The organism is Nocardioides aromaticivorans, assembly GCF_013408525.1.
Lineage (GTDB): Bacteria > Actinomycetota > Actinomycetes > Propionibacteriales > Nocardioidaceae > Nocardioides > Nocardioides aromaticivorans.
Map to the genome: position 1 here is coordinate 361,329 of NZ_JACBZM010000001.1, position 13,299 is coordinate 374,627.

Genomic DNA, 13,299 nt, shown 5'->3' on the forward strand with positions numbered 1-13,299 from the left:
GCCCCCTCGCGTTCGCCGTACGACGAGAGCGTGGCGCCATGATCTCGGCCTCCCCGGAACCCACCTCCCGCCGCACCCTCCTGCGTGGCGCCGCCCTCGGCACCGGCGCCGCACTCACCGGCGGCGCCGCCTCCGGCCTGTTCACCGGCCGCGCCTCCGCGGCCCCGCTGCTCGTCCGCCGCGACCGGCCGCTGCTGCCGCTCGGCGTGCAGTCCGGCGACGTGCGCGAGACCGGCGCCGTGCTGTGGGCCAAGGCCGACCGTCCGGCGCGCCTGGTCGCCGAGATCAGCCGCGACGCCTCCTTCCGCGGCGCCCGCACGATCCCCGGCCCGGTCGTCGGCCCGGCGTCGGACCACACCGGCCGGATCGGGCTGCGCGGCCTGCCGCCCGGCACCGACCTCCACTACCGGATCCGGGCGGTCGACCTCGACGACGACCGCGCGTCCAGCGAGCCCACCGTCGGCCGACTGCGCACGGCGCCGGGCCACGGCGACGACGTCCGCTTCCTGTGGTCAGGCGACATCGCCGGTCAGGGCTGGGGCGTGAACCCGGCCTACGGCGGTTTCCGGATCGCCGACGCGATGCGGGCCCGCAACGCCGACTTCTTCCTCTGCAGCGGCGACAACGTGTACGCCGACGGGCCGGTGCAGTCCTCCGTGGCGCTGCCTGACGGGTCGACCTGGACCAACCTGGTCATCCCGGAGAAGACCAAGGTCGCGGAGACGCTGGCCGAGTACCGCGGCCAGTACCGCTACAACCTGATGGCCGACAACTGGCGTGCCTTCCTCGCCGAGACGGCAACGGTCGTGCAGTGGGACGACCACGAGGTCACGAACAACTGGTACCCGGGCGAGATCCTCGAGGACGCCCGCTACACCGAGAAGCGGGTCGACGTGCTCGCCGCCCGCGCGGCGCGGGCCTTCCACGAGTACACCCCGGTCGCCGGCATCTCCCCCGACCCCGAGGGCAGGGTCTACCGGGTCATCCCCTACGGCCCGCACCTCGACCTTTTCGTGCTGGACATGCGCACGCACAAGGACCCGAACACGGCGAACACCGAGCCGGCCGCGGACCACGACGGCGGGGTGCTCGGCCGCCGCCAGACCGCCTGGCTGATCGACCGCCTGCGCCGCTCGCGGGCCACGTGGAAGGTGATCGCCGCGGACCTGCCGCTCGGGCTCGTCGTACCGGACGGCCCGCTGCAGGAGGGCCTCGCCCAGGGCGACCCCGGTGGCCCGCTGGGCCGCGAGGCCGACATCGCCGAGGTGCTCACCGCGCTGTCGCGCGCCGGGATCCGCAACCACGTGTGGTTGACCGCCGACGTCCACTACACGGCGGCGCACCACTACTCCCCCGACCGGGCGGCGTACCAGGACTTCGACCCGTTCTGGGAGTTCGTGTCCGGCCCGCTCAACGCCGGCGGCTTCGGGCCCAACCGGCTCGACGGCACCTTCGGGCCGGTCGCCGACTTCGTCGCCGCGCCGCCCGTCGCCAACGCGTCACCGGCGGCCGGCCACCAGTACTTCGGGGAGGTCGAGGTCGACGGCGGCAGTGGCCGGCTCACCGTGACCCTGCGTGACGTCGAGGGTGCGGCGCTCTACACCAGGACGCTGGACCCCGCCGTCCGCTGACCTTCCCGGGCGACCTCGATCCCGCCGGCGAAGGTCCGCAGCACCTCGGTGGTGAGCAGGTCCTCGGGCGCCGTCGCGAAGGGGTCGCGCGCCAGCACGACCAGGTCGGCCGCCCTGCCCGGGGCGATGCTGCCGACGACGTCCTCGAGCCGGGACGCGTACGCCGCGTCCCGGGTCGCGTGGGTGAGCGCCTCGGCCAGCGGGACCGCCAGGTGCGGCGTGTTCGCGGGCAGGCCGTCGACCAGGGCGGACCGACGGGTCGTGGCGACGTACATGTTGGGCAGCGGCGGGTGCGGCGCGGTGGGCGCGTCGGTGCCGAAGGCCAGAACGCCACCGGCGTCGGTGACCTCCCGCCACGGGTAGCCTCGCTCCACCCGGTCGTCGCCGAGCATCGCGCGCCAGTTGTCCTGGATGGCGGGGTCGGCGTGGACCGGCTGCATCGAGGCGACCACGCCCAGCCGGGCGAGGCGGGCGATGCTTTCCTCGGAGACGACCTCGAGGTGCTCCATCCGGTGGCGCCGATCTCGCGGGCCGTTGACCCGGATCGCCTCCTCCAGCGCGTCGAGGGCGATCGCCGAGGCCTCGTCGCCGATCGCGTGGATCGCGACCTGCAGGCCCGCCGCGTCGGCGGCGACGACCACGGGCGTCAGCGCCTCGCGGTCCCAGATGGGCGCGGCGTTGCTGCCGTCGGCGTACGGCCGGGCCATCGAGGCGGTGCAGCTGTCGATGACGCCGTCGGCCATCACCTTGATGCCGGTGATCCGCAGCCGCTCGCCGTCGAGGCGGCGGGCGTGCGCGATGGCGGTCTCGACCTGCGCGAGGTTCTCCTCGGTCGTGGCGGCGGGCTTGACCAGCCAGTGGCCGACGACCCGCAGCGGCAGGGCGTCCGCCGCGAGGGCCCGCTCGAAGGCGGCCAGGTCGTGCTCCTCGACGCCCATGTCGACGACCGTGGTCACACCGTCGGCGAGATAGCGGGCCATCCCGGCCCGCAGCCAGGCGTCGCGGTCGGCGTCGGTGACCTGCGCGGCCAGGAACGAGCGGGCCAGGCCGAGGGCGGCCATCTCGCTGAGCAGGCCGGTCGCCTCCCCCGCTGCGTCGCGCTCGATCGTGCCGCCGATCGGGTCCGGCGTGCTTGCGTCGATGCCGAGCTCGCGCAGCGCCGCGGAGTTCACCCACGTGGAGTGCAGGTCGTTGGCCTGGAGGTAGACCGGCACGTCGGGGACGACCGCGTCGAGGATCTCCTTGTGGGGCTCGCGACCGCCGAGCGCGGGGTGCAGCCAGCCGTTGCCGATCACCCGCTCGCGCCCCTCGGCGGCGGCCGCCGCCACGCGGGCCTGGATCTCGGCCACGTCGGCGGCGTCGACGAGCGCCACCTCCCCGGCCGAGGCCCCCATCTCGACGAGATGGGTGTGGGCGTCGACGAAGCCAGGCAGCACGAAGGCGCCGTCGAGGTCCACGACCCTCGCTCCGTCCGGGCCGTCCTGGTCGAGCGAGACGACCCGGCCGTCGGCGACGACGACCGACTCCGCCCAGGGCCGTGCCGGGTCGGCGGTGAAGATCCGTCCGCCGCGCAGGACGAGGGTGTCGGTCGGGTCGGTCACAGGATGGTCCTTCCGTAGAACAGGCGGGTGAGGGCGAGGTAGAGGACGGAGGCGCCGACCATGCCGACCGGCAGGGAGAGGTCGAGCCCGTCGAGGGAGCGGGCGACCGGGCCGGTGAAGGCCTCGGTGCTCGCACACATGAGGGCCGCGCCGAAGGCGGTGAGGCAGGCGATCGCGCCGGCCAGGTTGACGCCGCCGGTGTACCAGTAGCGCGAGGCCGGCGTGCTGTCGCTGAGCTCGGCGCCGTCGTACTGGTTGCGGCGGAGGAAGATGTCGGTCACGTAGATCGCCATGATCGGCCCGACGAGGGTGACGAGCAGGACCAGGCCGCTGCTGACCGTGTCGAGGAAGTCGAACACGAAGAGGGCGTAGAGCGTCATCGCGACGCCGACGACGGCGGTCGCCACCACGCTCGCGACGCGACTGAGCGGCAGGCCGACGGCCTGGAGCGCGAGCCCGGAGCTGTACGTCGTCAGCGCGTTGTTGGCGAGGATGCCGACGATGATGGCCACCAGGAACACGGTGATCACCCAACCCGGGGCGATGCCCTCGAGTCCGGTCTCCGGGTCGGACAGGTCGGTCACCGTCGCCGCCAGCGCCCCGACGGTCAGGAACACGAGGTTGGGCACGACATTGCCGAGGGTGGTCCAGGCGGCGACCGCCACCGGGCTGGTCGAGCTCGGCAGGTAGCGGGCGAAGTCCGAGCTGATCGTGTACGACAGCGGCGTCGCGGCGATCAGGGTGACCGCGGCGGTCCACGTGATCCAGAGGTCCGCCCCGTGCAGCGCCAGCGGCGGTGTGTAGGAGAGGTCCGCCTTCGCCACCAGGAAGCCGGACACGACGAGGAACACCACCGTCAGGCCGGCCGACAGCGGGCCGTACAGCCGCATGATCAGGCCCTGGCCGTAGACCGAGATCGCCGTGGTGGCCGCCGCGATGACCAGGACGACGACGACCTGGACGGGCGTCGAGGCACCGATGCCCAGCCGCTGCGCCAGCGCGAAGCCGATCACCGACGCGGTGACCCAGTTGAGCGCGATGTAGCAGACCGAGACGAACCAGCCGTTGACCGCGATCGCGACCCGGTTGCCGCGCACGCCGTACATGGTCCGGGTGGCGACCTGGCTCGGCGTGCCGGACGCCGGGCCGGTGACCGCGACGATGCCGGTGGCGATCGAGAACAGCGAGCCGACGACGACCGCCGCGACGGCCTGGAGCAGCGAGAGCCCCATCAGCACGAGGACGCCGCCGACGACGAAGGACAGGTAGTTGACATTGGGCGCGACCCACAGGGCGAAGAGGCTGCGCGCGGTGCCGTGGCGCTCCGCGTCCGGGATCACGTCGATGCCGTGCGTCTCGACGTGGCCGGGCAGCAGCGTGTGGTCGGCGCTCGTCGTGGGCTGCGCGTCAGGCGGCGTCTGGTCGATGGCCATGGTTCCCCCGGGGTGGATTCTGCGGGATGTGTGCGGCGTCACGCTAGGAATCCAAATCGATTTGGACCAGACCTCCGCCCGCGCTGGCCAAAACGGTTTGGACCGTCCTAGCGTGGCGGGATGACGACCCGGCGCCCCACGATCCGCGACGTCGCGCAGCGCGCGGGCGTCTCGGTGACGACGGTGTCGCACACCTTCACCGGCAACGGCACCGTCGCCCCGACGACCCAGCGCCGGGTGCGGGCGGCGGCCCAGGACCTCGGCTACCGGCCCGACGTGATCGCCCAGGGACTGCGCCGCAACCGACTCGGCGTGATCGCGCTGGTCTCGCGCCAGCTCGACCCGTCCCGCCCCGAGCTCCTGTACGACGTCGACTACTTCGCGCGCTTCGCCGGAGCCGCCGCCATGGCCTCGCTGAGCCGGGGCCTCGGCCTGATGCTCGTGTCCGATCCGACCGGTCCGCAGGCGGCCGGGGCCGCGCTCGCCAGCGACGGGTTCATCGTCACCGAGCCCGTGACCGACGACCCGCTCGTGGCGATGCTGACCAGCGCCGGCATCCCGTTCGTCACGGTCGGCGAGGTCCCGGGGCGCCCGCCGGGTGCGGCCGGCCCGCTCCACGTCGACATCGAGTCCGGCCGGCTCACCACCCTCGCCCTCGACCACCTGTGGGACGCCGGCTCGCGTCGGATCACCCTGGTCACCGGGACCGACCGCAACGAGTGGAACCTGCGCACCACCGCCGTCCACGAGCGCTGGTGCGCCTACCGCCGCATCACGCCGACGGCCGCCCACGTGCCCGAGGGGCTGGACGACCGGGCCCGGCACCGCGCGATCACCGCCGCGCTCGGGACCGGGCCCGCGCCGGACGGCATCTACGCACTCGTCAGCAATGACGCCCTCGCCGCGGTCGCCGTCCTCACCGCGCGTGGCCTGCGCGTGCCCGAGGACGTCCGCGTCGTCGCCGGGTCCGACGCCGAGAGCCTGCGCACCGCCGAGCCCGCGATCTCCTCGATCGACCTCGAGCCGGAGGAGCTGGCGCGGCGCGCGGTCGAGGAGCTCGCCGCCCGCCTGGACGACCGACCCCGACCCGACCACTCCGGCCGACCCCTGGGGCGGCTGCTGGTCCGGGCCTCCTCGGCACCATGATGGGCCGCGTGATTCCCACCCGGATCCCCCACGGCCGCACCGCCCGACGCGTCGAGTGGGCCCACCTGCCGCCGGCCGTACGCGACGCGGTGGAGACCCGGCTGGGCGCACCCGTCGAGGAGGCGCTCTCGCAGGGCGCCGGGTTCACGCCGGGCTTCGCCTCCGTGCTCACCTGCGCCGACGGCTCCCGACACTTCGTCAAGGCCGCCTCGGTCCGCGCCCAGCGGCTGTTCGCCGACTCCTACCGCGAGGAGGCCCGCAAGCTCGGCGCCCTCCCGCCCGGGACACCGGCACCCCGGCTGCTGTGGACCGACGAGGTCGCCGACTGGTTCCTCGTCGGCATCGAGTACGTCGACGGGCGGGCGCCGCTGCGCCCGTGGACCGACGCCGACCTCTCACTCGCCTCGGCGATGGCCGTGGAGATGGCGTCCCTGCTGACCCCGGCGCCGCCCGGCCTCGGCTCGGCCGTCGACGAGTTCGCGTCCTGGCCCGCGCTCTGGGACCGGCTCGACCACCCGCGAGCGGCGGAGATCGGCGCCCTCGCCGCGCGCTACGCCGACGTCGTGGCCGGCGACACGCTCGTCCACACCGACATCCGCGACGACAACATCCTCGTCCTGGCCGACGGCCGGGCCGTGCTGTGCGACTGGAACTGGCCGGTCGTCGGGGCCGCCTGGCTCGACTCGCTGTTCCTGCTGATCGGGCCGCGCGGCGACGGGCTCGACGTCGACGCGCACATCGCGGAGCACCCGCTCCTGGGTGGCGTGCCGCCCGAGCACGTCGACGTCGTCCTCGCGCTGATCCTGGGCTACTTCGCCGCGTCGGCCAACGAGCCGGTGCCGCCGACGTCGCCGCACATCCGGGCGGCCCAGGCGTGGCAGCGCGACGTCATCGACCAGTGGCTGGCCGAGCGGCGCGGCTGGAGCTCCTGACCGCCCGACCGGTCAGCCGCGCCCGAGCGCCGCGGGGTCGATCACGACGAACCGCGGGTCGTCAGGGTGCACGTGGACGTCGAGGACCGTGTCGACCTGGATCCGCGGGATCGCGAGCTGGGACACCAGCTCGTCGACGGTCACCCGGTAGGGCTCGCCCGACTCGGGGTTCACCTCGAGGGTGAACACGACGTACGGATCCTGGTTGAGGTGTCCGCGGACGCGCGTGCCGGCGATCCGCGCCGTGGTCCGGATGCCGTCCTCCATCGCCCTGCGCTTGTGGGCGTTGCGGGCCCGGACCTGCCGGATCTTGAGGAACGCGAAGACCGCCAGGCCGACGCCCGCCACCGCGAACGCGTAGGCGGCGTAGGTGCCGGCGTGCTTGCCGCCGTCGCGGGTGGCGCCCATGATGACGAGCGTCCAGAAGGCGATCGTCGGCAGGATCATGACGACGCCGACCGGGAACTGCGGCTGTGAGGGGGGAGTCACGGCGGCCATCCCAGCAGGTGGGGGCCGCCACTGGCAACGAGGACGGCCGGTTGGCGATTTGGGGCCACTGTTCGCCCGCTGTTAGCCTTGCTGGTCGCGTCTCCCGCGTGCCTGCGCCTGCCCTCGTCGGTCGGCCGGCTCCCGCGGGTCCGCGCTCCGGACCAGACCAGACATCCACCCGAACACGTAGAGGCAATCACCCGTGGCGAACATCAAGAGCCAGATCAAGCGCAACAAGCAGAACGAGAAGCGCCACGAGCGCAACAAGGCCGTCAAGTCGGGCCTGAAGACCGCGATCCGCAAGTTCCGCGAGGCCGCCGAGGCCGGCGACAAGGACAGCGCCCTCGCGCTGGCCCAGGACGCCACGAAGAAGCTCGACAAGGCTGCTTCGAAGGGCGTCATCCACAAGAACCAGGCTGCGAACCGCAAGTCCTCGATCTCCAAGCAGGCTGCCTCTCTCTGAGCTTCCCTGTTCTGGCTCCGGTCCGGAGCCGCGTTAGTTGCCACTTTGGCCCGTTGAAATGCCCGAAAGCGGCGGTCGTCGACCGCCGCTTCTGGCATTTCAACGGGCCAAAGTGGCAACTCAACGCTGGCGCAGGGCGGTGATGGTGAGCACCAGCCTCTCGAGCGCGTACGACGCGTCGCTCGCCGCGCCCTTGATGTCCGCGTCGGCCTGCGCGACCGCCCGGATGGCGCGGGCCAGGCCCGACTCGGTCCAGCCGCGGGCCTGGTCGCGCAGGGAGCGCAGCTTCCACGGGGGGACGCCCACCTCGCGGGCCAGGTCGGCGTCACGCATCCCGCGCGGGGCGCTGACCAGCCGGGCCAGGCCGCGCGCACTGCCGGCGAACGCCGACGTGATCAGCACCGACGCCGTGCCCGCGTCGAGCGCCCAGCGCAGCTCCTCGAGCGCCACCTGGCCGCGCCCGGCGAAGGCCGCATCCGCGACGGCGAACGACTTGGCCTCCGCCCGGCCGCCGAAGTAGCGCTTGACCTGGGACTCGCCGATCCGCTCCCCCGGGAAGTCGTTGGCGAGCTGGCTCGCCGCGCCGGCGAGCGAACGCAGGTCGCGGCCGACCGCCTCGATGAGGACGTCGGCAGCGTCGCGGTCGATGGTGGCGCCGTGGCGTCGTACCTCGTTGGCGACGAAGGCCGGGAAGTCGGAGGGCTTGAGCTCCTCGGACTTGTGCTCCGTGACCGGCTTGAGCTTGCGGAGCTTGGTGAGCACGCCGCTGCCCTTCTGGCCACCGCCGTGCACCAGGACGAGGGCGACGTCGTCGGCCGGCGCGGCGGCGTAGCCGAGCAGCCCGTCGACCGACTCGTCAGGCAGGTTCTCGAGTCCGCGGACGACGACGCAGCGCACCGCCGAGAACAGCGACGGGGCCGACATCTCGCCGAGGGAGGCGAGCGTCAGGTCGGCCGCGGGGCTGTCCGCGAACTCGGCCTCGGCGTCGTGCTCGCGCACGGCGGCCTTGACGTCGTCGACCGTGCGGGCGCCGAGGAACTCCTCCTTGCCGGTGACCAGGATGACCCGTCCCAACACGTCAGCGGCCCGCATGGGAGACACCTTCCCACACGCGCCCGACAGGAGCGCGGGCGGCGGTCAGCGGTCCACGACCCGCGGGCCCCCTCCCCCGGCGACGACCGCGATGTCGCCCTCCTCGTCGGTCCGGTGCACGTCGGCGCCCGCGGCGCGGAGGTGGTCGAGCACCTGCGCTGCCGGGTGCCCGTAGTCGTTGTCGGCACCCACGGACACGAGCGCGACCTCGGGGCGCAGGGACGCCAGCCAGTCCTCGTCCTGGTGGCGGCTGCCGTGGTGGGGCACCTTGAGGACATCGACGTCGAGGCCCGGCAGCAGCCGGGCGAGCTCGGCCTGACCGGGTGGCTCGACGTCACCGGTCAGCAGCAGCCGGAGCCCGTCGACCTCGACGACGAGGACGACGCTGGCGTCGTTGGCGGAGCTCCCGTCGCCGGCGCCCGGCACCGGGAGAGGAATGTCCGGGTGCACCACCTGGAGCACCGCGGTGCCCACCCTCCGGGTCGCGCCGTACGACGCCGTCCGCACCGGCACCCCGGCCCGGCGCGCGACGTCCTCGACCTCCTCCACCCCGGTCGGTGGGTCGAGGACCGCCGTCACCTCGACGGCACCGACTCGGCGTCCGCGGAGCACCCCGGCCAGGCCGTCCACGTGGTCGGCGTGGAAGTGGGTGAGCACCACGAGCGGCACCTGCTCGACACCCAGCCGGTCGAGGCAGTCGTCGACGACGCCGGGGTCGGGGCCGCTGTCGACCACGACCGCCGCCCGCGGGCCGACCGACACCACCAGCGCGTCGCCCTGCCCGACGTCGCAGGCGACCAGCACCCAGCCCTCCGGCGGCCACCCGAAGGACGGCGACGACCAGATCCGGCCGGGCACCCCGAGCACCACGACCAGCAGCAGCACCGCGATCGAGACGCCCCAGGCGCGACGGCGCACGAGCCGGGGCAGGACGAGGGCGACGACGGCGCAGAGCCCCACGAGCAGCAGCACCGCCAGCGGCCCGGTCCCCCAGGCGATCGCCGCGCCGGGCAGGGCCGCACCCCGCTCGGCGACGGCGATGATCCACGCGACGCACCAGGCCGCGCCGGTCCCGACCAGGCGGCCCGCGACCGGGAGCACCAGCCCGACGAGCCCGCCGGCCAGGCCCAGTACGGTCGCGGGCCCCACGGCGGGTCCGGCGAGCAGGTTCGCCAGCACCGCGACGAGGCTGACCTGCCCCGACAGGACGGCCACGACCGGCGTGCAGGCCAGCTGGGCGGCGGTCGGGACCGCCACCGCCTCCGCCAGACCGCGGGGCAGCCAGCGGGCGAGCGCCTCGGTCAGCGGCGGGCCCAGCAGCACGATGCCGCCGGTCGCCAGCACCGAGAGGGCGAAGCCCGCGGACGTGGCGAGGGTGGGATCGACCAGCACGAGCGCCACCAGCGCGACGCCGAGCGCCCGCAGGCCCCGACGCCGTCCGTCCGGACCGAAGGCGAACAACCCGACGGTGCCCATCGCCGCGGCCCGCAGCACGCTCGGCTCGGTGCGGGCGAGCAGGACGAAGCCGACGATCCCGGCCAGCCCGACCAGCACCGACCACCGGCCGCGGACGCCCACGAACCGGGCGACCAGCAGCAGGGCGCCGACGACGAGGGTCAGGTTGGTGCCGCTCACCGCCGTCAGGTGGGTCAGTCCCGTGGTCCGGAAGTCGGCCTCGACCTCGTCGGGCAGGGCGGCGTCGTCGCCGTCGACGAGGGCCGGGACGAGGCCCGCCTGGGCCGGCGGCCGGTGCGCCACCGACGCACGGATGGACGCCCGCACGGCCCCCGCCGCGCGCCACCACGGATCGGGACCGCGGATCCGCACCGGCGGCCGGCCCGACATGAGCAGCGCGCCGACCTCCGCGCTGTCCGAGGGGGCGAGACGTCCCTCCGCCCGCACCTGCTCGCCGAGCTCGACCGCGGCCCACACCGGGTCCCCGAGGACGACCACGGACCCACCGAGCCGTCGGCGCTCCCCGCGAGCGGTGACCTCCTCCACCCGCAGCCGTACGACGACCCGGTCGCCCCACTTCCCCTCGACGAGCCGCGGGTCGGACACCACCGTGCCGACGAGGTCGGCCGTGGCCCGGTCGCCCGCCCACGCGCTCAACGGACTCGTCGCCACCGCCTCCAGCCGCAGCAGCGAACCAGCGAGGACCGCCGCCCCGAGGACGACGGACGCCAGCACCAGCCGCTGCCGCGGCGAGGCCCGACCCCCGCGGCCCCTCCACGCGAGCGCACCGGCCGCGGCCAGCAGCCCCGCCAGCACGGGACCGGCCAGCTCGCCGGCGCGAGCGGCGGCGATCCCGCCCAGCCACGCGGCGCAGCCCAGCACCGGCACCCGGAAGTCGTGCGGAGGGCGGGTGGCGGGATCCGGCTCAGCCACGGGCCACGCTCCGCGGGTGCACCCTAGGGTGATCGCCGTGAGCCGCTACACCACTCCCGAGCTGGCGCGTGGTGCGCTCGGCGCCCTCGTCGGCATCGCCGTGGCGGGTGCGACCGCCCGCGCCGTGCCCGGCGGCCCTGAGATGCTCCCGTTCATCGTCGCCCCGATGGGGGCGTGTGCCGTGCTGCTCTTCGCGGTGCCGGCCAGCCCGCTGGCGCAGCCGTGGCCGGTGCTCGGCGGCAACCTGATCTCGACCGGGGTCGGCCTCGGCGCCCACTGGCTCGTCGACGACGTGCTGCTGGCCGCGGCCCTCGGGGTCGGCGCCGCGATCGGCACGATGATGCTGCTCGGCTGCCTCCACCCGCCCGGTGGCGCCTGCGCCCTGCTGGCGGCCACGGCCACCCCGGCGATCCACGAGCAGGGCGTCCTGTTCGTCCTCACGCCCGTCGCGGTCAACACCGCGGCGCTGCTCGTCGTGGCCGTCGCCGTCAACAACCTCACCGGCCGCCGCTACCCCCACCGCCCGGCACCACCGTCGCCGGCGAGCGCCGCGACCGAGCTCGGCATCACGACCCCGGACGTCGAGGAGGCCATGAAGCGGCTCGCGGACCGCCTCGACGTGCTCCCCGCCGACGTCGTGGCGATCGTCCGGGACGCCGAGACGCACGCCCTCGACCGCCGGCTGGGGTCGATCCCCGTCGCACGGATCATGAACCGCGACGTCGTGGTGGCCCACCCGTTCGAGTCCATCTATCGCGCCCGGACGCTCCTGGTCCAGCGCCAGGTGAAGACCCTGCCCGTGGTCGACGACGAGCGGCACGTGATCGGCGTCGTGTCGATCATCGACCTCTTCACCCGCGACCTGGTCGAGCTCGAGACCGTGGACTCGATCATGCGGACCGACGTCACCACGATCCGCGAGGACACCCCGGTCGCCGAGCTGGTCCCGGCGATGACCTCGGAGGGCTACAAGAACGTGCCCGTGGTCGACGCGGAGGACCGGCTGGTCGGGATGATCACGCGCGGCGAGCTGATCGCGGTCCTCCACCGGGCGCTGCTGGGCGCGTCCTGACGGCGGACCTGACGGCGGACCTGACGGCGCTGCTGACCGCGTCGCCACCCCGTCACACCGTCACGTGGGGCGCGAGCTTCGCCAGGGTCTTCTCGCCGATCCCGTCGACCTCCAGCAGCTCGTCGACGCTGGTGAACCCGCCGCGCTCCTCCCGCCAGCTGATGATCGCCTGCGCGGTGACCGGTCCGACATCGGGCAGCGACTCCAGCTCGGCCTGCGACGCGAGGTTGAGGTTGACCGGCGCGGCACCCGGACCGGCAGCGCTGCCCGGGCCGGACGCCCCGGCTGCCCCGGCCGGCGCACCGCGAGCGCCGACGACGATCTGCTCCCCGTCGACGAGCACCCGCGCGAGGTTGATCGAGGACAGGTCGACATTCGGCTTGGCCCCGCCGGCCGCCTCGACCGCGTCGGTGACCCGGGCGCCGGCATCGAGCACCACGATCCCCGGGCGACGCACCTTGCCGGCGACGTCGACGGTGACCTGCCCGCCCGCACCTGCGGCGGCCGGTCCTGCCGTCGCCGCTCCTGCCGACGACGGCGAGGCGGCCGGCACCAGCGGCTCCACGGCGTCGGCGCTGACCGGCGCGACCGGGGGCTCGGGGTCGTCGCGCACCACCCACCAGGTCGTGACGGCCAGCCCGACCGCGACGACGAGGGCCACCACGGCGACGTGGACCGGCGCCAGCGGCGGCACCCGGTCACGGACCGCAGCCACCACCCCCCACGAGGTACGACGCCGTGCCGCATGCCGCCCCGGGACCGGGATCGCCGGGGGTGGCTCCGGGACGTGAGCCGGCTGCGTGACGCCGGCCGGCGACGGCGGGGCTCCCCGGTCCGCCACCCGGGTGTGGTCCGCCCACCAGGGAGCCGTCGTGTCGACGGTGTCGCCGCCGAGGGCCCGGTCGACGGCGCCGCCGGCGGGCTCGGCCCCGCCGGCACCGGCGGCGATCAGGGCCAGGCGGCGCGCGGCGGTGTCGGCGGCGGGTGGGCGTCGGGAGTGCATGCCGGCACGCTAGGCAGCCGAGCCGTCTGGTCACCGGGCGCAGCCCGGC

General features: G+C 74.5%; 11 protein-coding genes. 5 read left to right on the plus strand and 6 right to left on the minus strand.

All coding sequences use genetic code 11. The annotated features are described in order from the left end of the window. Positions 1–38: 38 nt before the first annotated feature. A complete protein-coding gene (locus BJ993_RS01695) occupies positions 39–1,631 on the plus strand; it encodes an alkaline phosphatase D family protein (protein WP_179647508.1) in 1,593 nt (530 codons plus the stop codon). Here BJ993_RS01695 and BJ993_RS01700 read toward each other — a convergent pair. Both BJ993_RS01700 and BJ993_RS01705 read right to left on the minus strand, forming a co-directional pair. After that, complete coding sequence (locus BJ993_RS01700) at positions 1,598–3,232, minus strand: amidohydrolase (protein WP_179647509.1); 1,635 nt, start codon at positions 3,230–3,232, stop codon at positions 1,598–1,600. The two genes, BJ993_RS01695 and BJ993_RS01700, sit on opposite strands and share 34 nt — an antisense overlap. Then, the gene (locus BJ993_RS01705; RefSeq protein WP_179647510.1) at positions 3,229–4,665 is read right to left on the minus strand and encodes a purine-cytosine permease family protein; all 1,437 of its coding nucleotides are present in this window, start codon (positions 4,663–4,665) and stop codon (positions 3,229–3,231) included. Before BJ993_RS01705 ends, BJ993_RS01700 begins: the two co-directional genes overlap by 4 nt. A gap of 120 nt (positions 4,666–4,785) precedes the next feature. Between BJ993_RS01705 and BJ993_RS01710 the strand changes: the two genes are divergently transcribed. Continuing rightward, positions 4,786–5,811 carry a LacI family DNA-binding transcriptional regulator gene (locus BJ993_RS01710; RefSeq protein ID WP_036546554.1) on the plus strand — a complete coding sequence of 342 codons (1,026 nt, stop codon included), beginning with the start codon at positions 4,786–4,788 and terminating at the stop codon, positions 5,809–5,811. 8 nt (positions 5,812–5,819) lie between these two features. Then, positions 5,820–6,743 (plus strand): phosphotransferase family protein, encoded by a 924-nt coding sequence (locus BJ993_RS01715; RefSeq protein ID WP_308645444.1) that lies wholly within the window; start codon positions 5,820–5,822, stop codon positions 6,741–6,743. Positions 6,744–6,755: 12 nt separating this feature from the next. Here the strand turns inward: BJ993_RS01715 and BJ993_RS01720 are convergent, their stop codons facing one another. Continuing rightward, positions 6,756–7,232 carry a hypothetical protein gene (locus BJ993_RS01720; RefSeq protein ID WP_179647511.1) on the minus strand — a complete coding sequence of 159 codons (477 nt, stop codon included), beginning with the start codon at positions 7,230–7,232 and terminating at the stop codon, positions 6,756–6,758. Positions 7,233–7,434: 202 nt separating this feature from the next. On the opposite strand from BJ993_RS01720, the gene rpsT reads away from it, so the two are divergent. Then, on the plus strand, positions 7,435–7,695 hold the full coding sequence (gene rpsT, locus BJ993_RS01725) for a 30S ribosomal protein S20 (RefSeq protein WP_036546562.1): 261 nt from the start codon (positions 7,435–7,437) through the stop codon (positions 7,693–7,695). A gap of 120 nt (positions 7,696–7,815) precedes the next feature. Here the strand turns inward: rpsT and holA are convergent, their stop codons facing one another. Beyond that, positions 7,816–8,787, minus strand: a complete 972-nt coding sequence (gene holA / locus BJ993_RS01730; protein WP_036546565.1) for a DNA polymerase III subunit delta — start codon at positions 8,785–8,787, stop codon at positions 7,816–7,818. A gap of 45 nt (positions 8,788–8,832) precedes the next feature. Beyond that, a complete protein-coding gene (locus tag BJ993_RS01735) occupies positions 8,833–11,175 on the minus strand; it encodes a ComEC/Rec2 family competence protein (protein WP_179647512.1) in 2,343 nt (780 codons plus the stop codon). A 37-nt stretch (positions 11,176–11,212) separates the two neighbouring features. Here BJ993_RS01735 and BJ993_RS01740 point away from each other — a divergent pair, with 37 nt between their 5' ends. Beyond that, positions 11,213–12,247 carry an HPP family protein gene (locus BJ993_RS01740; RefSeq protein ID WP_179647513.1) on the plus strand — a complete coding sequence of 345 codons (1,035 nt, stop codon included), beginning with the start codon at positions 11,213–11,215 and terminating at the stop codon, positions 12,245–12,247. 52 nt (positions 12,248–12,299) lie between these two features. Here BJ993_RS01740 and BJ993_RS01745 read toward each other — a convergent pair whose 3' ends face one another. After that, on the minus strand, positions 12,300–13,250 hold the full coding sequence (locus BJ993_RS01745; protein ID WP_179647514.1) for a helix-hairpin-helix domain-containing protein: 951 nt from the start codon (positions 13,248–13,250) through the stop codon (positions 12,300–12,302). Positions 13,251–13,299 lie beyond the last annotated feature (49 nt).